Raw genomic sequence first — 19,565 nt, forward strand, 5'->3', positions numbered from 1 at the left:
GGTGAGGCCGCGGCGGGGCGGACCGCGGCGCACGGGCAGCCGGACGGACAGGCGGACGGACAGGCGGACGGACAGGCGGACGGACGGATGGACGGGCAGGGCGGGCCGGGCGGGCCGGATCAGGCCGTGCCCGGCACGCGGCGCCCGCCCCGGCGGAGGCGTTCCCGCACGCGGACGCTGATCGGGGCCGCCGCGATCGTGGCGGCGGGCGGCGTGGCCACGGCCGCCACGCTGGGCCTGGGCGGCGGGCCGGGGAACGGCGCGGTCGCCTCCAACCTGCCGCCGAACACCGCCAAGGTGACCAAGGAGACCCTCAAGGACACCCAGGAGGCCGACGGGGAACTCGGCTACGGCCCGGTGCGGACGGCGGTCAGCCGGCTGCCGGGGACGATCACCACCCTGCCCGGCAGCGGGAGCACCATCACCCGGGGTCGCGCCCTGTACGAGGTGGACGACAGGCCGGTGACGCTGATGTACGGGTCCAAGCCCGCCTACCGGACGATGCGGGAGGGGACCGAGGGCGCCGACGTCGAGCAGCTGGAGAAGAACCTGAGCGCGCTCGGGTACGACGGGTTCACCGTGGACGGCGAGTACACCTCCGGTACGGCCGCGGCGGTCGCCGAGTGGCAGGACGACCGGGGCCTGGAGGAGACCGGGACGGTCGAGCTCGGCCGCGTGGCGTTCGCGCCCGGCGCCGTCCGGGTGGACGGGCTGGAGGCGGAGGAGGGGGATCCGGTCTCGCCCGGCAGGAAGGTGTTCACCTACACGGGCACCGACAAGGCCGTCACGGTCGAGCTGGAGACCTCCGACCAGCGGCTGGCGAAGAAGGGCGCGCGGGTCGACATCACGCTTCCCGGCGACAGGACCGTCCAGGGAAGGATCGACGAGGTGTCCACCGTGATCGATCCCGGCGGGCAGGGGGAGGACCCCACCACCAGGATCGAGGTCGTCGTCTGGCTCACCGACGCCAAGGCGCGCAAGGCCGCCGCGTCCCTCACCCAGGCGTCGGTGGACGTCGCGTTCACGGCGGAGACCCGCGAGAACGTGCTGACGGTGCCGGTCACCGCGCTGCTGGCGCTGCAGGAGGGCGGGTTCGGCGTGGAGGTGGTCAAGGGCGGCTCCACCTCCTACGTCGCGGTGGAGACCGGGCTGTTCGCCGGCGGCCGGGTGGAGGTGTCCGGGAACGGGATCACCGAGGGAACGGTCGTGGGGGTGCCCAAGTGATCTCGCTTCGGGACGTGACCAAGGTGTACCCCGGCGGCGTCACCGCCCTCGCCGGTGTCTCGCTCGACATCGCCGCCGGGGAGTCGCTGGCGATCGTGGGCCCCTCCGGCTCCGGCAAGTCGACCATGCTCCACGTGCTCGGCACCCTCGACCGGCCCACCGCGGGCCGCGTCCACATCGACGGGTACGACGTCGGCGCGCTGTCGGACGCCGAGCTGTCCGCGCTGCGGGCGAGCCGGATCGGGTTCGTCTTCCAGCAGTTCCACCTGGCCGCCGGGACCCCGGCGCTGGAGAACGTGGCGGACGGGCTGCTGTACTCCGGGCTCCGGGCCGGGGAGCGGCGCCGGCGGGCCGCGGCCGCGCTGGAACGGGTGGGGCTCGGCCACCGGATGGACCACGAGCCGCACGAGCTGTCGGGCGGCGAGCGGCAGCGCGTGGCCATCGCGCGGGCGGTGGCGGGGGAGCCGCCGCTGCTCCTGGCCGACGAGCCGACCGGGGCGCTGGACTCGGTCTCCGGCTCGGGGGTGATGGAGCTGCTGCGGGACCTGCACGCGGCCGGCACCACCGTCGTGATCATCACCCATGACCGGGAGATCGCCGCCGCGCTGCCCCGGCAGGTGCGGATGCGCGACGGCCTGGTGGTCGGCGACTCCGCCGCACCGCACGCCGCACCGCACGCCGCGCCGCACGCCGAGGCGGGGGTGAGGTGATGGTCGCCGGACGGACGGGCGCGCCGCGGTCCGGGGCGCTGCGGCCGGCCCGGATGTGGCCGCGCGACGTGGTCAGGGTCGGCGCGGTGGGCCTGCGGACCCGGCCGATGCGCGCCTTCCTGTCCGCGCTGGGCATCGCCATCGGGATCGCGGCGATGGTCGCGGTGGTCGGGATCTCCTCGTCCTCGCGCGCCGACCTGGACCGCACGCTGGCCTCCCTGGGCACGAACCTGCTCACCGTCTCGCCCGGCTCCACGCTGACCGGGGAGGAGGCCGAGCTGCCCGCCGAGGCCGAGGCGATGGTGGGGCGGATCGCGCCGGTCCGGACGGTGTCGGCCGTCGGCCTGGTGGACGGCGCCAAGGTGTACCGCAACGGCAAGGTCCCGGAGACCGACACCGGCGGGATCGCCGCGTACGCGGTCCGCACCGGCCTGCGTTCGGCCGTCGGCGCCCGCCTCGCGAGCGGGACCTGGCTGAACGAGGCGACCGGGTCGTTCCCGGTGACCGTGCTGGGCGCCAGGGCCGCCGAGCGGCTCGGGATCGGGCACGCGGGTCCCGGCACCCGGGTCCTCATCGGCGGCCGGTGGTTCACGGTGATCGGCATCCTGGCCCCGGCCCCGCTGGCGCCGGAGCTGGACACCGGGGCGCTGGTCGGGTGGCCGGCGGCGCGGTCGCAGCTGTCGTTCGACGGGCACCCGACGACGATCTACACCCGATCGGACGACGCGAGCGTCGAGCAGGTCGCCGCCGTCCTGGGCGCCACCGCCAACCCGGAGGCGCCCAACGAGGTCGAGGTCTCCCGGCCGTCGGACGCGCTGGCCGCCCGGCAGGCCGCGGGCGAGGCGTTCACCGGCCTGCTGCTCGGGCTGGGCGCGGTCGCGCTGCTGGTCGGCGGGGTCGGGGTGGCCAACACCATGGTCATCTCGGTGCTGGAGCGGCGCTCGGAGATCGGCCTGCGCCGGTCGCTGGGCGCGACCCGCGGGCAGGTCCGCACCCAGTTCCTGGCCGAGTCCCTGCTGCTGTCCGCCCTCGGGGGCGCGGGCGGCGCGTTCATCGGGACGCTGGTCACGTTCGGCTACGCCTTCTCCCGGGACTGGCCGGCCGTCGTCCCGGCCTGGGCGGTGGCGGGCGGTGTCGGCGCGACCCTGGCGATCGGCGCCCTGGCGGGGCTCTACCCGGCCGTCCGCGCCTCCCGCCTGTCCCCGACCGAGGCGCTGGCCACCCCCTGAACCGGCCGGTCCGGGTCACCCGCCCCCGAGGGGGACCCGGACCGGTCCGGCCCCGCCCGCCGATCACGGACCCGCCGGAGCGAGCAGCGGACGCCCTCGATCGCGACGCCCAGCCCGAGCGCCAGGACGACCCCGGCGGCGATCCCGGTCAGTGGATGCGCGGACAGGGACGCTCCCAGGTAGCCGAGACCCGTGCCGTACGCCGCCCAGGCGAGCGCGGCCAGGGCGGTGTGCGGCCAGAACGCCCGCAGCGGGTAGCCGGTCGAACCGGCCACCAGCGTGACCGCGGTCCGGCCGCCCGGGACGAACCGGGACGTGATGATCGCCGTGGCCCCGCGCCGGGCCAGCGCCCGCCGCGCCCGGTCGTGCGCGGCGCGGACGCGCCGGCGGGGCGCCGCGCGGGATCCGGCCCGCCCGCCGGGTCCGGCCCGCCCGGACGAGCGGTGCCCCAGGGACCGCCCGATGGCGTAGGAGACGCGATCCCCGGCGACCGCCCCGACGACCGCGGCGACCACCAGCAGGGCCGGTTGCGTCCGGCCGTCCGGGGCGAAGGCCGCCACGCCGATCACCAGCGTCTCGCTGGGCACGATGGGGAGGAAGGCGTCCACGGCCACGACGGCGCACACGAGCACGTAGATCCAGGGCGAGTCGATGAACGGCATGATCTGGTCGAGCATCGCGGCGCCTCCCGTCCCGGCGGGCCCCTTGACCGGAGGACGCCCGCCACCTCCCCAACCTGCCGGGCGGAGGGGCCCGGGGCAGGAGCGCCCGCACCAGTCCCGGAGTGGGGCTACCCCCACCACCGGTGCCCGGGGGCCGGGGACGGGCGGTGGCCTGCGAGACTCTGGCCATGACCTATACCGCCGCTGAAGATCGTTATGACCGCCTTCCGTACCGCCGCTGCGGGCGCAGCGGCCTGAAGCTTCCGGTCGTGTCGCTGGGGCTGTGGCACAACTTCGGGGACGACCGGCCGCTGGAGACGCAGCGGGCCATCCTGCGGCGGGCGTTCGACCTGGGCGTGACCCACTTCGACCTGGCCAACAACTACGGGCCCCCGTACGGCTCGGCCGAGACCAACTTCGGGCGGCTGTTCCGGGAGGACTTCCGGCCGTACCGCGACGAGCTGGTCATCTCCACCAAGGCCGGGTACGACATGTGGCCCGGCCCGTACGGGGAGTGGGGGTCGCGCAAGTACCTGCTCGCCAGCCTCGACCAGTCGCTGGCGCGGATGGGCCTGGACTACGTCGACATCTTCTACAGCCACCGTTTCGACCCCGAGACGCCGCTGGAGGAGACGATGGGCGCGCTGGACCACGCCGTCCGTTCCGGCAAGGCGCTGTACGCGGGGATCTCCTCGTACTCGCCCGAGCGCACCGCCGAGGCGGCGGCGATCCTGCGCGAGATGGGCACCCCGCTGCTGATCCACCAGCCGTCGTACTCGATGCTCAACCGCTGGATCGAGGGCGGGCTGCTGGACACGCTGGAGCGGGAGGGGGCCGGCTGCATCGCGTTCTCCCCGCTCGCCCAGGGGATGCTCACCGACCGGTACCTCACCGGGATCCCCGACGGGTCGCGGGCCAGCCAGGGCAAATCCCTGTCGCCCGACCTGCTGACCCCCGAGACGCTCCGGCACGTCCGGGCGCTGAACGAGATCGCCGGCTCGCGCGGCCAGTCCCTCGCCCAGCTGGCGCTGGCCTGGGCGATGCGCGACCGGCGGGTGACCTCGGTGCTGATCGGGGCGAGCAGCGTCGGCCAGCTGGAGGACAGTCTGGCCAGCGTGCGGCGGCCCGACTTCACTCCGGAGGAGCTGGCCGCCATCGACCGGGACGCGGTGGAGGCGGGGATCAACATCTGGGCCGCCTCCAGCGCGCGCTGAGCCGGGGCCGCGGCCCCGGCCGGGTCTGGCCGGCCCCGGCCGGGCCAGGCCCGCGGCCGGACGCGGTCAGGTCACGGGGACCGGCGGGATCGCCGCCAGGCAGCAGCCGGTCCCGGTGACCCGCCCCGTCCGCGGCGGCGGCGGTACGAGCCCGCGGGGGGACCGGGATATTACGAGGGTCAAGAAAAGGGCCGGGCGAGGTTGATTTCCGGCATTATCAGAGAAGGTCCCGGCGGGCTCGCGGGGCTATCCCTTTTCGCTGTTTAGGTCACTTTTCTGGCGGTAAGGGGGTCTTATGTTTCTGTTGAGACCTCCAGGTGTCTATTCACCCCAGGGAGACACCTCCCTGCTGTGCGAGATCGTCGGGCGGGAGGCGCCGGTCGGCGGCGCGCGCGTGCTCGACCTGGGCACCGGGACGGGCGCGGTGGCCATGGCCGCCGCCCGGGGCGGTGCCGCCCGGGTGACCGCCGTCGACGTGTCCGCGCGCGCCGTCCTGGCCGCCCGGGCCAACGCTCTGCTCCGGGGGCGGCGGATGCGCGTGCTCCGGGGGGACCTGTTCGGGCCGGTCGCCGGTGAGGTCTTCGACGTCATCCTGGCGAACCCGCCGTACGTCATCGGCGGTCCGGAGCCGGCCGTACGGCGTGGCGGGGCGCGCGCCTGGCACGGCGGGCCCGGTGGCCGCAGGATCCTGGACCGCCTCTGCGCGCAGGCGACCCGGCACCTGGCGCCCGGCGGCACGCTCCTGCTCGTGCACTCGGCCTTCAGCGGGGTGGAGGCCAGCCTGGCGGCGCTGCACCGGTCCGGGCTGCGGGCCCGCGTGGTCGCCCGCAGGCCCGAGCCGTTCGGCCCGGTGATGCGGGGCAAGGCCGCTGCGCTGGAGGCCCGCGGGCTGATCGGGCACGGCCAGCGCCACGAGGAGCTGGTGGTCATCCGTGCCGACCGGGACGCGGCCGGAGGGCAGGACGAACGGCGAGACGAACGGCGAGACGAAGAGCGGGACGAAGGGCGAGGCGAGGGGCGAGATGAAGAGCGAGATGAGGGGCGAGCCGGAGAAGGACACGCCTGGCGCCGGAGCGCCTGAACGCCGTCGCGTCACCATCGTCCCCGGCGGGCCGATCCTGGTGGAGGGCCCGGTCGAGGTGGTGATGGACGACGGGAACGTCGTCCGCTCCGATCGTTTCCTGGTGGCGCTGTGCGCGTGCCGGCGCAGCGGGCGGTATCCGTTCTGCGACACCAGCCACCGCCGCCGCGTCCGCTCGTGACCAGGGGCCCGGTCACGCGGGGCGGGGGAGCGGCCGGCGCAGGGACGTGCGCGGAACGGGCGCGCGCCAGCGGTCCAGGACATGGGCCTCGAAGCGCTCCTCCAGGAGCCCCGTGGCCTGGACGCCCAGGACGACGTCGGGCGCCAGGCGCGGCTCGCCGGCCAGGAGGCCGCCGACCACGTCCCGGCGCAGCACCTGCTCGTGGACGGCGTCGGCCTCGACGTGCTCGGTGAAGAACCGGACACCGCGTTCGCCGACCCCGAGCCGCCGCAGTGCGCGGGCGAACCGCTCGGCGCCGGGCGCGGTGGTGATCTCGGCGGCGGCGAAATGGCCGACCAGCGCGCCGCGCAGGGCCCGGTGCAGCCCGAAGAGGGACATCATGTTGGTGATGGCGAGCATCGGCGCCGGGGCCGCGCCGAAGTAGGCGCCGTAGGAGGAGTCGAGACCGACCTCCTCCATCAGGTCCGCGAACAGCCGTGCGTGCATTCTTTCGGGCCGCCCGCCGCCGAACTCGTCGAATTCCACCGCGACCAAGGCCGCCTTGGCCCGTCCGCGCAATCGCGGAATGGCCCAGGCATGCGGATCGGCCTCTTTCAGGTGATAGACGGAACGGTGCGCCACGTATTCCCGTAGCTGCCACATCTCGCCGTTCCTGCGCAGATGATGGGAGATCCCGGTCGCGTTGACCGGCTCGACCAGCAGCTCCTCCAGGACCCCTTGGACGTCGTCGCCGCCAGGCGTCTCGGCGCGCAGCGCGGCGAGGAAGGCGCGTTCCAGCTCCGCGCGCAGCGCGAGGAGGGAGGGGTCCCATTCCCATCCGGGGTCGACGTCGCGGAAGCCCTGGTAGTGCAGCTCGTAACAGGCATGCAGCGCGAGGTGGAGGTCGTCGCCGAACGGATCGGCCCGCCTGGCCGCGGCGGACGCCTCGGCGGGCTGCCCCGTGCCGGACGAGGCGTCCCCGGCCAGGAGGGCGACGACCGCCTCCGACACCGGGCCGCGAGGCTCGGGCAGGGACGGGATCGCAGCCTCGGCGGCCGCTTCGGCGGCCGTCGCGCCCGCGCCCGCCGCGCCCGCCGCGTGCGGGGCGTTCGCGCCGTGTGAGGCGTTTGCCGTGGTGGGGGTGATGACGTTCCGGATCATGCCGTCTCCCTATCTGCCGGGTCCGTGCGGACGGTCTGCCGGGCGAGCATGCGAATGACGGCCCGGAGGCCGCCGGACGCCGCCGCGCGCTGGCGTTCGGCGCCCGAGCCCGCCCGCGTCACCTTCGCCAGCAGCGCCCTGACCTCCGGCAGGTCGCCGGTCTCCTCCAGGGCCGGCGCGACGCGGGCCATCAGCTCGTCGAGCAGCCGCGGTACGGGGACCTTCCGTTCCTCCAGCGGGTGGACCGCCGGGCCCTCCAGGCCGTAGCGCGCCGCGCTCCACACGGCCGCCGCGCACACGCCGGGGTCGGCCCGCGGCGCCTCGCGCCCGGCGGCCAGGTCGTCGAGCGCGGTGCGGACCAGCCCCCGGGTGATCGCGGCCTGCAGCACGGCCTCCCCGGCGGTCGCGACCGCGTCCGCCGCCCGCACCTCCACGGTCGGCAGCCGGGGCGAGGGCCGCGCCAGCCAGAACGTCATCGCCGGATCCGCCAGCACACCGCAGTCGACCAGGCGTTCCACGGCCCGGTCGTAGGCCGCGGCGGAGGGCAGGGCCGGCGGCACGCCCGAACCCGGGAACCTCGACTGCTCGACCATGCGCCAGCTCGCGTACCCGGAGTCGCGACCGTGGTCGTACGGCGAGTTGGCCGACAGCGCCAGCAGCGTCGGCAGCCACGGCCGCAGGTGGTTCACGACGGCCACCGCCGTGTCGCGGTCAGCGACCCCGACGTGCACGTGGCAGCCCGAGACCTGGTAGTCGTCCACCACCCCCGCGTACATGCGGGAGATGGCCGCGAAGCGCGCGTCGCCGTCCGAGACCGGGACCGGCCCCGGCAGGACCGGGGTCCCGGTGGACAGCAGGACGAGGCGTTCCCGGTCCGCCGCCGCGCCGAGGGCGAGCCGCGCGTCCCGGATCTGGCGGCGCAGATGCTCCAGCCGCCCGCACACCCCGGTGGCGGTCTCGATCTGGCTGCCGAGGAGTTCCCGGTGGTACCGGCCGCCCGCCGCGGCGAACGGATGCTCCCCGGCCCGCGCGAGGACAGCCCCGGCATGGGGGACGGTCGCCCCGGAAACGGGGTCGGCCAGGACGAACTCCTCCTCGACGCCCAGCGTGAGGCGCGTTCCGGAACCGTTCACCCCGCCCCTCTCGTCCGCCCGTGGTCTCGTCCGCCCGTGGTCCGTCTCGGCGGTCCGTCTCGGCGGTCCGCTCCCGCGGCCCGTTCCCCGCCCGGAGCCCTTACCCGCTCCTCGCAGGTCATGCGTGTGATGTCCGCCGAAACCGGCGGCCGGACGGTGACGGAACGGGTTCGGTTCGTATCCCGCGGGTAAAGGGCGAGGGCATCCGCGGGCGGGACACAGGCGATCCGGCCGGCGCAGGCAGAGAGGTGATGGTGGATGCTGGAAGGAAGGCCGCAGTCGTACTGGATGACCTCGTCACCGGCGACGTCCTACCCCGTTCTGACCGAGGCCGCCGAGGTGGACGTCGCGGTCGTCGGCGGCGGCGTCGCCGGGCTCAGCACCGCGGCGGAGCTGGCCCGGGCGGGCCGCTCCGTGATGGTCCTGGAGGCCGACCGGATCGCCGCGGGGGTCACCGGCTACACCACGGGACGCCTGTCGTCGGCCCACCCGTGGATCTACGGGCCGCTGCGCGACGCGCTCGGCCCCGACGCCGCCCGCCTGTACGCGCGGTCGCAGCAGGAGGCGGTCGAGCAGGTCGGGCGGACCGCCCGCGAGCTGGAGATCGACTGCGAGCTGGAACGGCGGCCCTCCCACGTGTACGTCGAGTCGCCCGACCGGGTGGACGAGCTGAAGGCCGAGACCGAGGCCGTCCAGGAGGCCGGGCTGCCCGCGTCGTTCGTCACCGACACCGACCTCCCCTACGAGGTGGCCGGGGCGATGCGGGTCGAGGAGCAGGCGCAGTTCCATCCGCGCCGCTACCTGATCGGCCTGGCCGAGGACATCGTCCGCCGCGGCGGGCGGATCCACGAGCGGACCCGCGTCGTCGAGCTCAGCGAGGGCCGCGGCCACCGGCTCACCACCGGGGACGGCGTCACGGTCACCGCCCGCGAGGTGGTGATCGCCACGCTGTTCCCGATCGTGGAGCACGCGCTGCTGTCGTTCCGGCTGACACCGCTGCGGGAACTGGTCGTCACCGCGCCCATCCCGGAGGAGGACGACCCGGGCGCGATGTACATCACCCGCCAGGAGAACACCCGGTCGGTCCGCACCGCGCCCTACCGGGACGGCAGGCGGCTGCTGCTCGTCACCGGCGAGTCCTACGCGCCGGGGAACCGGGACGTGGCCGACCACCAGCGGCGGCTGGTCGCCTGGACGCGCGAGCACTTCAAGATCGGCGAGATCGTGCACTGGTGGTCGGCGCAGGACCTCGACACCGCGGGCAAGGTGCCCTACGTCGGCCGGATCGCCGACCGCCTCTACGTCGCCACCGGGTACGCCCGGTCGGGCATGAGCCACGGGGTCATGTCGGGGCGGCTGCTGGCCGGGCTCATCACCGGCGACGAGCCCGAGTGGGCCTACCTGTACGACCCGCGCCGGGCCCACCCGGTCCGCGAGGCCGGGCCCGTCCTGAGCGGGGGCATGACCAACATGCGGCGGTTCATCGAGGACCGGGTCCGCACGCAGGCCGGGGACCTGGAGGACATCCCGCCCGGTTCGGGGGCCGTGATCCGCCACCGCGGGCGCCACTGCGCCGCCTACCGGGACGAGGACGGCACCCCGCACCTGCTGTCCGCCCGCTGCCCCCACCTGGCCTGCCTGGTGGCCTTCAACGGCACCGAACGCGTCTGGGAGTGCCCCTGCCACGGCTCGCGCTTCGACCTCGAAGGAACGGTCCTGCAGGGCCCCGCCACCTCCGGGCTGGCCCGGATCGAGCCCGGACCCGGCCCGGAGGAGCGGAACTGAGCGCGGGGCGGCCCGGCGGGACGGCGCCGCGGGACGGCCTCCGTCAGGTCCCGGCGGTCGCGGTGGCGAGCAGGGCGCGGGCCTCCTCGCGTCCGGGCAGCCCGCGCGTGTCGCCGACCGTGGCGATCACGCCCGCCGCCAGCCGGCTCCCGAGCCGGGCGGCGGCGGCGGGCGGGGCCCCGGCCAGCCTGGCCGCGAGGTAGCCCCCGAGCATCGCGTCGCCGGCGCCGACCGGGTCCACCACCCGTCCGGCCGCGCTCGGCTCGTGCCGGGGCGCGCCTCCCTCCCCGGCGTACCAGGCCCCGTCCGGTCCCGCCTTGAGCAGCACCTCCCGCACCCCCGCGGCGCGGGCGGCGGCGAACACCTCCGCCGGATCGGCGGTGCCCAGCAGTTCGGCCGCCTCGTCCTGCCCGAGGGCCAGCAGGTCCACGGCGGGCAGCAGCGACCGCAGCGTCTCCAGGACGGTCGCGTACGAGCCGAGCGCGGGCCGCAGGTTGGGATCGAGGACGACCGTGCTGCCCGCGCCGCGTGCCCTGGCGGCCAGCTCCCGGACGAGCGCGGCGGGGGACGGTCCGAGGGCGACGGTGATCCCGCTGAGGAGCAGGGCGCGGGGGCGGGCCGCCAGGATCCGGGCGGCGTCGGGGACGTCCAGCGCCGACGCCGCCGAACCGCTCCGGTAGTAGTGCACGCGCCGCCGCCCGTCCGGGAGCGCGTCCTTGAAGAACACCCCGGTTGGGCGGTCCGGGTCGACGGTGACCAGGCCGGTGCCGACGTCCAGGGCCCGCGCCTGCTCCACCACGCGCGTGCCGAACGGGTCGTCGCCCACCCGGGAGGCGAACCAGGCCCGCAGGCCGAGCCGCGCGACCGTCGCGCACGCGTTCAGCTCCGCGCCGCCCACGTGCACCTCCAGGAGCCCGGCGGTGGCCAGGGCGCCGCCCGCGGGCGACTGGAGCAGCACCATCGCCTCGCCGACCCCGGCCACGTCCGGGCGCGGCCCGTTCACAGGAACCGCTCCCGCAGGTCGGGGCGCAGGTAGGCGGCCGGTGAGGCGATGCTGAGGCCGCCGTCCACCGGCAGGACCACCCCGGTCACGAAGCCCGCCTCGGGGGAGGCGAGGTAGGCGACCGCCTCGGCCACGTCCTCGGGACGCCCGGTGCGGCCCACCGGGTAGCCCTCCGCCGCGCGGTCCAGGCCCTCGCCCCCGATCAGGCCCGGCGCGACCGCGTTCACCCGGACGCCCCGGGGCCCGTACTCCAGGGCGAGCTGCCGGACGAGCGCGTCCAGCCCGCCCTTGGCGGCGGCGTAGGCGGGCAGGCCGGGCGCGGCGAGGAAGGAGTTCACCGAGCCGACGGCGACGATGGCCGAGCCGGGCGCGAACCGGGGCAGCGCCGCCCGGCTGAGGAAGAACGCGGTGTCCAGGACGGCGGCCAGCGCCGACCGCCACTGCTCGTCGGTCGTGCGGGTGGCGGCGGCGACCGGCATCACGGCCGCGGCCGGCACGAGCACGTCCAGCCGTCCCAGCGCCCCGGAGGCGTCGGCGACCACCCGGTCCGCGGTCGCGGAGTCGGAGCAGTCGGCGGTGAGGAAGCGGGTGTAGGCGGGGTCGTCGCACGGTTCGAGGCCGGCCCCGGCCACCCGGTCGCCGCGCCGCGCGAACGCCGCGGCGATCGCGCGCGCGATGGGCGAGCCGCCGCCGCAGATCAGCACCCCCCGTCCGGTCACGGCGCCGCCGGAAGGCCGAGCGCGGCCAGGACCTCGTCCAGGCCGGCCAGGGTCGCCGCGTCCAGGTCGCGGGCGGGCGACCGCACCGCCGCCGACGCGATCAGGCCCCGCCGGACCAGGACCTCCTTGTGCACCGCCCAGGCCAGGCCGGGCTGCATGCCGAACCGGATCAGCGGGAGCAGGCGGCCGAACGCGGCGTGCGCCTCGGCCCGCCGGCCCGCCGCCCACCCGGCCAGCACCGGGGCCAGCAGGTCGGTGAACTCGCACGCGGGCATGGTGCCGGTCGCGCCCGCCGCGTACTCCTCCAGGCAGAACAGCGCGTTCTGGCCGCCGAAGACCGCGAACGCCGGGTCGACCCCGCGCACCACCGCGCCGGTCTTCGGCGCGGTGGGCGGCGCCTCCACCTTGACCGAGGTGACCCCCTCCAGCTTGCTCAGCTCGACGATCAGGCCCTCGGGCATGGTCACGCCGGTGGCGCCGGGCGCGTCCTGCACCATGACCTCGCAGCCGGCGCCCGCGACCGTGCCGTAGAAGTCGATGAGCTGGGCGGCCGACGGCTTGACCATGAACGGCGGCAGCACCATCAGCGCGTCCGCGCCGCCGTCCGCGGCGGCGCGGGCCTGCTCCAGCGCGGTGACGGTGCTGGTGGCGGCGATGCCCGCGACCACCGGCACCGCGCCCGCCACGGTCTCGCGTACGGCGGCCAGGATCCGCTCGCGGTCCGCCGCGGTCAGCGCGAACCCCTCGCTGGCCATGCCGAAGAGGGCCACCCCGTCGGCGCCCGCGGCGAGCTGGAACTCGGTGAGCCGGCGCAGCCCCGGCAGGTCGAGCCCGCCGTCGGGGGTGAAGGGGGTGGCGAGGACGGGGACGAGCCCGGACAGGGTCACTCATGCCTCCTGGGGGACGGTGCGGGTGGTGTTCTGCAGCACGGCGTCGAGGTCGACCTCGACGCCCAGCCCGGGCCCGGCGGGGAGCGGGAAGCCGGCGGGGCCGCCGGGCAGGGGCGCGGTCAGGATCCGGCCGGCCACCTCGCAGGTGGTCGGCTGGTACTCGAAGAAGGCGAGGTCGGCGAGGGCGGCGCTCACATGGATCCCCGCGGCCAGCACGACGCCGAGGCCGGTGGAGTGGTGCGGGGCGACCGGGACGTGCCGGGCGGCGGCCAGCTCCGCCATCGCCATCAGCTCGGTGACGCCGGTCCGGCCGACATCGGGCTGGGCCAGCGACAGCGCCCGCCGGTCCAGCCAGTGCGCCAGCTCGTACCGGTTGCGGAGCGTCTCGCCGACCGCCACCGGGAGATCGACGCGGCGGGCCAGGTCGCGGTGCCCCTCGACGTCCTCGGGAGCCAGCGGGGCCTCCAGGAACAGCGCGCCGCGGTCGGCCAGCGCGCGGCCCAGCCGGACGGCCTCGGGGACCGAGTACGCCCAGTGGGCGTCGACCGCCACGTGCAAGCCGGTTGCGGCGACGGCGTCGAAGGTGGCCAGATCCTCCTCCACGCCGTGCCCGAGATGGAGCTTCACCCGCGTCGCGCCGCGCTCGGCCCAGGTCCTGGCGAGCTCGGCCCGGCCGGCGTCGGTCGGGCGCGGCAGGCCGCTCACGTACGTCGGGACCGTGTCGCGGAACGCCCCGCCCAGCATCTCGGCGACGGAACGGCCGGTCAGCCGCCCCGCCAGGTCCCACAGGGCGATGTCCACGGCCGCCAGCGCGTCCGCCTGGTGCCCGACCAGGTGCCCGCGCTCGCGCATGAGGTCGCGCAGCCGGTGCCAGAGCGGGCGTACGGCGGTCGGGTCGGCGCCGATCAGCGCCGGGGCGAGCAGGCTCTCGACGATCGCGGCCGGCACCTCGGGGGCCACCGGCGCCAGCGCCTCGCCCCATCCGCTCGTGCCGTCCTCGCAGGTCACACGCACGAGTAGGGTCTCGAAACGGGCGGAGTAGAGGCTGCGCCAGGGCGGCCGGAGGAAGTACCCCTCCGCTCCGGGGGGCGGCGTGCCGAGATAGGCGTCCTCGTGGCCGAGCCGCAGCGGGAACGCCTCGACCCGGTTCACCAGGGGTTGACTTCCTTGCAACATGTGGGCAACCTTCTCACATCCTGCAAATCGAATTCAATGGAGACCGGGTGGCTTCCGATCAGAGCAACAACCAGAGCGTGGAGCGGGCGATCTCCGTCCTGCGGGCGTTCCTGACCGGCCGGCCGGAGCTGCGGGTGTCGGACGTCGCCAAGGCCACCGGCCTGGGCACCTCGACCGCCTCCCGGCTGCTGGCGACGCTGGAGTCGCTGGAGTTCGTCGAGCGCGACCCGATCAGCGGCCTGTACCGGCTGGGCACCGCCCCGATCACCCTCGGCGGGGTGGCCCTCAACCAGGACCCCGTGCACCGGGAGTCCCGCCAGATCGCCCAGGATCTGGCCGCCGGGCTCGGGCTCGGCGCCAACGTGGCGGTGCGGCGCGGCGACTCGATGTTCTACCTGCTGAACTTCGAGGGACGGCAGGCGCCCCGCTCGTACGTCCTCACCGGCCAGCGCAAGCCCCTGCACGCCACCGGCATCGGCAAGTGCCTCCTGCTGGCCCTGGACCCGGCCGGGCGGCGGGCGCTGATCCCCGAGCCGCGCGGCTTCACCCCGTACACCATCACCGACCACGACCGGCTGGAGGAGGAGCTCGCCGAGGCCGCCCGGCGCGGCTACGCGACCGAGGTGGAGGAGCTGGCGCTCAGCCGCGCCTGCGTCGCCGCGCCCATCCGCGACGCCTCCGGCGCGATCGTCGCGGCCCTCTCGATCTCCGGCCCGCTGTCGGTCATCGACCTGCCCGCCCGCGAGGAGGAGCTGTCCCGGGCGGTGATCGAGGCGGCCGACTCCATCAGCATCGGGCTGGGGTACGTCGGCCCGATGTCCCTGGCGCCCGAGCCGGTCGCCCGGAGCCGGCGATGACCACGCTCGGCCGGGCCCGCCCCCCGCGCGGGGGGCGCCTGTCGGACCGAGGGTTCGCCTGGCTGCTGCTGGCCCCCGGGCTGGCGATGTTCGCGGCGATCATCATCTATCCGCTGGTCTCGGCGCTGGCCACCGGCTTCTTCGAGCAGAGCCTGGTGCGCCCCGGCCGCAGCTTCGTCGGCCTCGCCAACTTCCGCGAGGCGCTGGCCGGCGAGTTCTGGCCGATCCTGGGCCGCACGCTGGAGTTCACCCTCGGCGCCACCGTGCTGCCGTTCCTGCTCGGCCTGGCGCTCGCGCTCGCGCTGAACTCCGGCATCCGCGGCAGCGGCGTCCTGCGCGGCCTGTTCCTCTTCCCCTGGGTCATTCCCGGCGTGGTGGTCTCCTTCCTCTGGATGTGGATCTTCAACGCCAACTACGGGGTGCTGAACGGGGTCCTCACCCGGATGGGCCTGATCGACGCGGGGATCAGCTGGCTGGGCCGTACCGACACCGCCATGCTGGCCGTGATCATCACCAAGACCTGGGCGAGCTTCCCGTGGATGATGGTCATGCTGCTGGCCGGGCTGCAGACCGTCCCGCGGGAGCTGCACGAGGCCGCCGCGGTGGACGGCGCCGGCGCGATCCGCCGGTTCCGCTCGGTCACCTGGCCGCACCTGCGGGGCATCGCCGCGATCGTCTTCCTGCTGGAGTTCATCTGGAACTTCCAGCACTTCGACACGATCTACGTGCTGACCGGCGGCGGGCCCGCCGGAGCCACCAAGACCTTCGCCGTGGCCGTGTACGACACCGCCTTCAAGGGCTTCGACCTGGGCCGGGCGACCGCGCTCGGCGCGCTGTGGATGGTGCTGCTGCTCGGCATCGTGGCCGTCTACCTGCGAGCGGAACGGAAGGGCGCCTCATGAGCATCGACGTCGCCGGCAAGCGCGAGCGTCTCACCGCGGCCCCGTCCCGCCCCCGCACCGCCCGCCGCCACCGGCTCCGCCCGGAGCAGCGCAGGTCCCGGCTGGCCGCCTGGACGGCGGTCACGGTGATCGGCCTGTTCGGGCTGCTGCCGGTCTACTGGCTGGTCATCACCGCGCTCACCCCCGACGACCGCGCCTTCCAGATCCGGCCCGACCTGTTCCCCCGCGAGATCACCCTCGGCCACTTCACCAAGCTCGCCGAGAACGAGGAACTGTTCGGCTACCTGGTCAACAGCGTGATCGTCTCGGTCGTCACCTCCGTGCTGAGCGTCCTGGTGTCGGCGTACATGGCCTACTCGTTCAGCAAGTTCCGCTACCGGGGCCGCCGGTCGCTCATGCACATGGTGCTGGCCTCGCAGATGTTCCCCCAGGCCCTCCTGCTGGTGACGCTGTACGCGGTGTTCAGCGCGACCGGCCTGCTCAACACCTACCTCGCGCTGGTGCTCTCGTTCACCACCTTCACCCTGCCGCTGTGCGTCTGGATGCTGAAGGGGATCTTCGACACCATCCCGGACGCGCTGGTGGAGGCCGCCTCGATCGACGGCGCGTCCCGCTGGCGCACCCTGCACGTGGTGGTGCTGCCGCTGGCCGCGCCGGGGCTGGTCGCCGCCGGGCTGTTCGCGTTCGTGCGGAGCTGGAACGACTTCATCTTCGCCCTCACCCTCACCGGATCGGGCAAGCAGACCCTCCCGCCCGGCCTGGTCCACACCTACCTCGGGGAGTTCCAGACCGCCTGGCCCGACCTGATGGCCGCCTCGTTCGTCGTGTCCATCCCGGTCGTCGCCGCGTTCATGGTGCTCCAGCGCCACCTGGTCGGCGGCCTCGCGGCGGGCGCGGTCAAGGGCTGACCCGCCCCCCGCCTTCCCCCGCCCGCGCTCCGTCCCCGTCCACGGTTCCGCCTTGCCCCCCGCCGCCGCCCCTCACCCCCCTCGGCTGACCCTCCAAGGAGGACGACCGCATGCACACCCCCTCCCCGTACGCGAACCCGAGCCGCCGCGGCGCGCTCCGGCTGCTCGGACTGACCGCCCTCGGCGCCGCCGCGGCGGCCTGCGCCCCCTCGTCCGGCGGCTCGGCGGGCGGCGACCGCGACGCCGACCACTTCACCTTCACCGCGTGGTCGCTGAACGAGGCCGCGCAGAAGGACGCGGTGCAGGCCATCGTCGACGCCTACGCCAAGAGCGGCAACGTCAAGATCGAGACGGCGGCCTACCCCTACAACGACTTCCTGAACCAGCTCGTCCTGAAGCTGCGCGGCGGGGACGTCACCGGCGCGATCCAGCTCGACGTGGCCTGGCTGGGCGCGGTCGCGTCCATGGGCCGCCTCGCCGACCTGGGCCCGCAGGCGGCCAAGGGCGGCTACACCGACGTGGCCCTGTCCGGCGGCAAGTACCAGGGCAAGCAGTACGGCCTGCCCTGGACGACCGGGTCGATCGGCCTCATCGCCAACACCGAACTGCTCGGCAAGGCCGGGGTGAAGGACCTGCCCGCCACCATCGAGGAGTTCGAGGAGGCGCTGCGCGCGGTGGGCAGGCTGGGCGGCGGCGTGGTGCCCTACGCCGCCTCCACCAAGCCGGCCCAGCTCAAGGACATCCTGCCGTGGATCCAGACGTTCGGCGGCACCCTCGTCCAGGACGGCCGGCCCACCCTGGACGACGACGCCTCGGTCGAGGCCGTCGCCTGGTACAAGAAGCTGTACGACCAGAAGCTGATCGCCCCGGACGTGGACCGGTTCGACGCGCGGGCGCTGTTCGCGCAGGGGAAGGCGGCGTTCTACGACGACGCGCCGATCGCCAAGGGCGTCATCGCCAAGCAGGCCCGCGACCCCAAGCTGGTCGAGAAGATCGAGCCGCTGTCCCGCCCGGTCCTCAAGTCCGGCGACACCCCCCGCGCCTTCCTGTGGGGGCACCTGATCATCGTGGTGGACGGGGAGGGCGCCACCAAGGCCGCCGACTTCGCCGCCCGCACCACCTCCGACACCGCCACCGCCGTGGACTTCTTCGGCAAGGTCGCGATGCCGCCGAGCACCACCGCCGCCCTCGCCAGCCCCCAGGTGAGGAACGACGCGTTCGCCGGTGCCTGGGCCGAGAAGATCACCAAGACCGCCGCCCCCAGCCCGTTCTGGCAGTACGCGGGCGCCGCCCAGATCGACACCGCCATCGCCCAGCAGGTCCAGGCCGCGCTGGTGGGCCAGGCCAAGCCCAAGGACGCCATGACCAAGGCCGTCGAGGCCGTGAAGCCGCTCCTGAAGTAACGCAGGGAAGAAGCGACGAGAAGGAGAGCACCCCCCGATGCCCCGCCCCCTCCGTACCGTCCGAACCTCCGCCCACGTCCGCCCGCCGCGCGCCGCGCTCGCCGGTGCCGCCGCCCTCGTCCTCCTGCCCCTGGCCGCCGCCACCGGCGCGAACGCCGCGCCGGTGGCGCCCGGCCCCGTCCCGTACGCCATGGACTCCTCCAACCAGGCCGGCTGGTGGAGCCCGCTGGACACCTACAAGGGCGCCGGCGAGTACGCCTACCTCGCGTTCAACGAGCCCGGCTCCACCGCGGGGACGCACCGCGTCGCCATCGCCCGGCGCGACCCGTCCGGCACGTGGAGCAGGCTGCCCCTGATGAACGGCTCGACCCCGGCCGAGTACCCCGACGACATCGGGCACAACCAGCCGTCCATGGCCAGGGACGGGAGCGGCCGGTTCCACGTGTTCGCCTCCATGCACAACGACACCTGGAGGTACTACCGCTCCGACACCGTCGGCGGCGCGCCCACGAACCATTCCGCCGACATGCCCGACCAGGGCAGGAACATCACCTACCCGGTGGTGGCCACGGCGCCCAACGGCGACCTGTACGTCATCGCGCGCGTGGACGGCTCCGGCGCCCGCCACGGACGGCTCTACCGGTGGAACGACGCGAGCGCGACCTGGAGCGCCGTCGCGACGTTCGCCCTCTCCGGCAACCGTTCCGTCTACCCCGACGACCTCCAGGTCGACTCCGCCGGCAACGTGCACATCCTCTTCGAATGGGCGCTGTACCCGGCCCAGACGTACCGGCACGAGCTGAGCTACCTGCGCTACAGCCCGTCCGACGGGAGGTTCACCGACCACAACGGCGCGGCCGAGACGGTGCCGGTGACCACGGCCACCGCCGACGTCATCCAGCCGCTGGAAGCGGGCGAGGCGTACCGCGACAGCACCGACACCGGGCCGGTCGTGCAGAGCGCGAAACTGGCGCTCGCCGGGACGTCCCCGCGCGTGGTCTACCGGTACCGCTCGCCCTCCAGCGGCGCCCTGTTCACCGTCCGGTACGGCTACCCGAGCGGGACGGGCTGGGCGCGGCAGACCGTGTACGCCGCGAGCCAGACCCGGGCCGCGATCGACATCACCTGGGATCCCGCGACGGCGTCCAAGCGGGTCTACTACGTGACCGAGTCCGGGACCGACCGGGTCTTCGCCGCCACCGAGTCCGGCGGGACGTGGACGTCCTCCTCCGCCGCCCCCGGCCTGCCCGTCGAACGCCTCGCCGTGAAACGGGACTCCTCCGGCGACGACGTCCTCTACCTCGCCGCCCCCGGCACCCAGAAGCTCTACTACGGCCGCCGCTGAGAA

19 protein-coding genes are annotated in these 19,565 nt (G+C 74.8%); 12 read left to right on the plus strand and 7 right to left on the minus strand.

From position 1 onward, the window contains the following. Window positions 1–87: 87 nt before the first annotated feature. From IW256_RS39810 to IW256_RS39820, 3 genes are read left to right on the plus strand one after another with little or no spacing between them, the layout of a single operon-like run. A complete protein-coding gene (locus IW256_RS39810) occupies window positions 88–1,224 on the plus strand; it encodes an efflux RND transporter periplasmic adaptor subunit (RefSeq protein ID WP_197015859.1) in 1,137 nt (378 codons plus the stop codon). Continuing rightward, on the plus strand, window positions 1,221–1,934 hold the full coding sequence (locus IW256_RS39815) for an ABC transporter ATP-binding protein (RefSeq protein WP_197015860.1): 714 nt from the start codon (window positions 1,221–1,223) through the stop codon (window positions 1,932–1,934). Before IW256_RS39810 ends, IW256_RS39815 begins: the two co-directional genes overlap by 4 nt. Then, complete coding sequence (locus IW256_RS39820) at window positions 1,934–3,163, plus strand: ABC transporter permease (RefSeq protein WP_231404112.1); 1,230 nt, start codon at window positions 1,934–1,936, stop codon at window positions 3,161–3,163. The genes IW256_RS39815 and IW256_RS39820 overlap by 1 nt, the downstream gene beginning before the upstream one ends. Here IW256_RS39820 and IW256_RS39825 read toward each other — a convergent pair. Further along, window positions 3,106–3,840: a DedA family protein gene (locus tag IW256_RS39825; protein WP_197015861.1), complete on the minus strand. Its 735-nt coding sequence runs from the start codon at window positions 3,838–3,840 to the stop codon at window positions 3,106–3,108. The genes IW256_RS39820 and IW256_RS39825 overlap by 58 nt on opposite strands. Before the next feature lie 173 nt (window positions 3,841–4,013). Here IW256_RS39825 and mgrA point away from each other — a divergent pair, with 173 nt between their 5' ends. The 3 genes from mgrA (at window position 4,014) to IW256_RS39840 (ending at window position 6,301) form a co-directional block, all read left to right on the plus strand. Beyond that, on the plus strand, window positions 4,014–5,039 hold the full coding sequence (mgrA, locus tag IW256_RS39830) for an L-glyceraldehyde 3-phosphate reductase (RefSeq protein WP_197015862.1): 1,026 nt from the start codon (window positions 4,014–4,016) through the stop codon (window positions 5,037–5,039). Window positions 5,040–5,334: 295 nt separating this feature from the next. Next, the gene (locus IW256_RS39835) at window positions 5,335–6,120 is read left to right on the plus strand and encodes a HemK2/MTQ2 family protein methyltransferase (RefSeq protein WP_197015863.1); all 786 of its coding nucleotides are present in this window, start codon (window positions 5,335–5,337) and stop codon (window positions 6,118–6,120) included. Then, window positions 6,074–6,301: a CDGSH iron-sulfur domain-containing protein gene (locus IW256_RS39840; protein WP_197015864.1), complete on the plus strand. Its 228-nt coding sequence runs from the start codon at window positions 6,074–6,076 to the stop codon at window positions 6,299–6,301. The genes IW256_RS39835 and IW256_RS39840 overlap by 47 nt, the downstream gene beginning before the upstream one ends. Window positions 6,302–6,313: 12 nt before the next feature. On the opposite strand, the gene IW256_RS39845 is transcribed toward IW256_RS39840, so the two are convergent. Together IW256_RS39845 and IW256_RS39850 are read right to left on the minus strand one after the other, a co-directional pair. Beyond that, window positions 6,314–7,441: an iron-containing redox enzyme family protein gene (locus tag IW256_RS39845; RefSeq protein WP_197015865.1), complete on the minus strand. Its 1,128-nt coding sequence runs from the start codon at window positions 7,439–7,441 to the stop codon at window positions 6,314–6,316. Then, window positions 7,438–8,574, minus strand: a complete 1,137-nt coding sequence (locus IW256_RS39850) for a carboxylate-amine ligase (RefSeq protein WP_197015866.1) — start codon at window positions 8,572–8,574, stop codon at window positions 7,438–7,440. The genes IW256_RS39845 and IW256_RS39850 overlap by 4 nt, the downstream gene beginning before the upstream one ends. Window positions 8,575–8,832: 258 nt before the next feature. On the opposite strand from IW256_RS39850, the gene IW256_RS39855 reads away from it, so the two are divergent. After that, window positions 8,833–10,359: an FAD-dependent oxidoreductase gene (locus tag IW256_RS39855; protein WP_197015867.1), complete on the plus strand. Its 1,527-nt coding sequence runs from the start codon at window positions 8,833–8,835 to the stop codon at window positions 10,357–10,359. A gap of 43 nt (window positions 10,360–10,402) precedes the next feature. Here IW256_RS39855 and IW256_RS39860 read toward each other — a convergent pair whose 3' ends face one another. The 4 genes from IW256_RS39860 to IW256_RS39875 are packed head-to-tail and all read right to left on the minus strand — an operon-like array spanning window position 10,403 to window position 14,123. Further along, window positions 10,403–11,362 (minus strand): sugar kinase, encoded by a 960-nt coding sequence (locus tag IW256_RS39860; RefSeq protein WP_197015868.1) that lies wholly within the window; start codon window positions 11,360–11,362, stop codon window positions 10,403–10,405. After that, on the minus strand, window positions 11,359–12,081 hold the full coding sequence (locus IW256_RS39865; protein WP_197015869.1) for an SDR family NAD(P)-dependent oxidoreductase: 723 nt from the start codon (window positions 12,079–12,081) through the stop codon (window positions 11,359–11,361). Before IW256_RS39865 ends, IW256_RS39860 begins: the two co-directional genes overlap by 4 nt. Next, window positions 12,078–12,968 carry a dihydrodipicolinate synthase family protein gene (locus IW256_RS39870; RefSeq protein WP_197015870.1) on the minus strand — a complete coding sequence of 297 codons (891 nt, stop codon included), beginning with the start codon at window positions 12,966–12,968 and terminating at the stop codon, window positions 12,078–12,080. Before IW256_RS39870 ends, IW256_RS39865 begins: the two co-directional genes overlap by 4 nt. Further along, entirely contained in the window at window positions 12,969–14,123 is a 1,155-nt protein-coding gene (locus tag IW256_RS39875) for a mandelate racemase/muconate lactonizing enzyme family protein (RefSeq protein ID WP_197015871.1), read from the minus strand. 71 nt (window positions 14,124–14,194) lie between these two features. On the opposite strand from IW256_RS39875, the gene IW256_RS39880 reads away from it, so the two are divergent. The 5 genes from IW256_RS39880 to IW256_RS39900 all read left to right on the plus strand — a co-directional run bounded on the left by IW256_RS39880 (window position 14,195) and on the right by IW256_RS39900 (window position 19,562). Next, window positions 14,195–15,004, plus strand: coding sequence for an IclR family transcriptional regulator (locus IW256_RS39880; RefSeq protein WP_197015872.1), 810 nt, complete (start codon window positions 14,195–14,197; stop codon window positions 15,002–15,004). Further along, complete coding sequence (locus tag IW256_RS39885) at window positions 15,001–15,906, plus strand: carbohydrate ABC transporter permease (protein ID WP_197015873.1); 906 nt, start codon at window positions 15,001–15,003, stop codon at window positions 15,904–15,906. The genes IW256_RS39880 and IW256_RS39885 overlap by 4 nt, the downstream gene beginning before the upstream one ends. Continuing rightward, entirely contained in the window at window positions 15,903–16,814 is a 912-nt protein-coding gene (locus tag IW256_RS39890; protein WP_197015874.1) for a carbohydrate ABC transporter permease, read from the plus strand. The genes IW256_RS39885 and IW256_RS39890 overlap by 4 nt, the downstream gene beginning before the upstream one ends. Before the next feature lie 110 nt (window positions 16,815–16,924). After that, complete coding sequence (locus IW256_RS39895) at window positions 16,925–18,217, plus strand: extracellular solute-binding protein (protein ID WP_197015875.1); 1,293 nt, start codon at window positions 16,925–16,927, stop codon at window positions 18,215–18,217. A gap of 37 nt (window positions 18,218–18,254) precedes the next feature. Beyond that, window positions 18,255–19,562: a BNR-4 repeat-containing protein gene (locus IW256_RS39900; protein WP_197015876.1), complete on the plus strand. Its 1,308-nt coding sequence runs from the start codon at window positions 18,255–18,257 to the stop codon at window positions 19,560–19,562. The last annotated feature ends 3 nt before the right edge of the window (window positions 19,563–19,565 follow it).

Origin of the sequence: Actinomadura viridis (assembly GCF_015751755.1) — a bacterium.
Taxonomy (GTDB): domain Bacteria; phylum Actinomycetota; class Actinomycetes; order Streptosporangiales; family Streptosporangiaceae; genus Spirillospora; species Spirillospora viridis.

What these genes read in the sequence shown, in the direction of transcription:
- IW256_RS39835 (WP_197015863.1), top strand. Translation starts at nt 5,335, where the DNA reads ATGTTTCTGTTGAGACCTCCAGGTGTCTATTCACCCCAGGGAGACACC.
- mgrA (WP_197015862.1), top strand. Translation starts at nt 4,014, where the DNA reads ATGACCTATACCGCCGCTGAAGATCGTTATGACCGCCTTCCGTACCGC.
- IW256_RS39840 (WP_197015864.1), top strand. Translation starts at nt 6,074, where the DNA reads ATGAGGGGCGAGCCGGAGAAGGACACGCCTGGCGCCGGAGCGCCTGAA.
- IW256_RS39895 (WP_197015875.1), top strand. Translation starts at nt 16,925, where the DNA reads ATGCACACCCCCTCCCCGTACGCGAACCCGAGCCGCCGCGGCGCGCTC.
- IW256_RS39810 (WP_197015859.1), top strand. Translation starts at nt 88, where the DNA reads ATGGACGGGCAGGGCGGGCCGGGCGGGCCGGATCAGGCCGTGCCCGGC.
- IW256_RS39820 (WP_231404112.1), top strand. Translation starts at nt 1,934, where the DNA reads ATGGTCGCCGGACGGACGGGCGCGCCGCGGTCCGGGGCGCTGCGGCCG.
- IW256_RS39885 (WP_197015873.1), top strand. Translation starts at nt 15,001, where the DNA reads ATGACCACGCTCGGCCGGGCCCGCCCCCCGCGCGGGGGGCGCCTGTCG.
- IW256_RS39900 (WP_197015876.1), top strand. Translation starts at nt 18,255, where the DNA reads ATGCCCCGCCCCCTCCGTACCGTCCGAACCTCCGCCCACGTCCGCCCG.
- IW256_RS39825 (WP_197015861.1), bottom strand. Translation starts at nt 3,840, where the DNA reads ATGCTCGACCAGATCATGCCGTTCATCGACTCGCCCTGGATCTACGTG.
- IW256_RS39855 (WP_197015867.1), top strand. Translation starts at nt 8,833, where the DNA reads ATGCTGGAAGGAAGGCCGCAGTCGTACTGGATGACCTCGTCACCGGCG.
- IW256_RS39845 (WP_197015865.1), bottom strand. Translation starts at nt 7,441, where the DNA reads ATGATCCGGAACGTCATCACCCCCACCACGGCAAACGCCTCACACGGC.
- IW256_RS39890 (WP_197015874.1), top strand. Translation starts at nt 15,903, where the DNA reads ATGAGCATCGACGTCGCCGGCAAGCGCGAGCGTCTCACCGCGGCCCCG.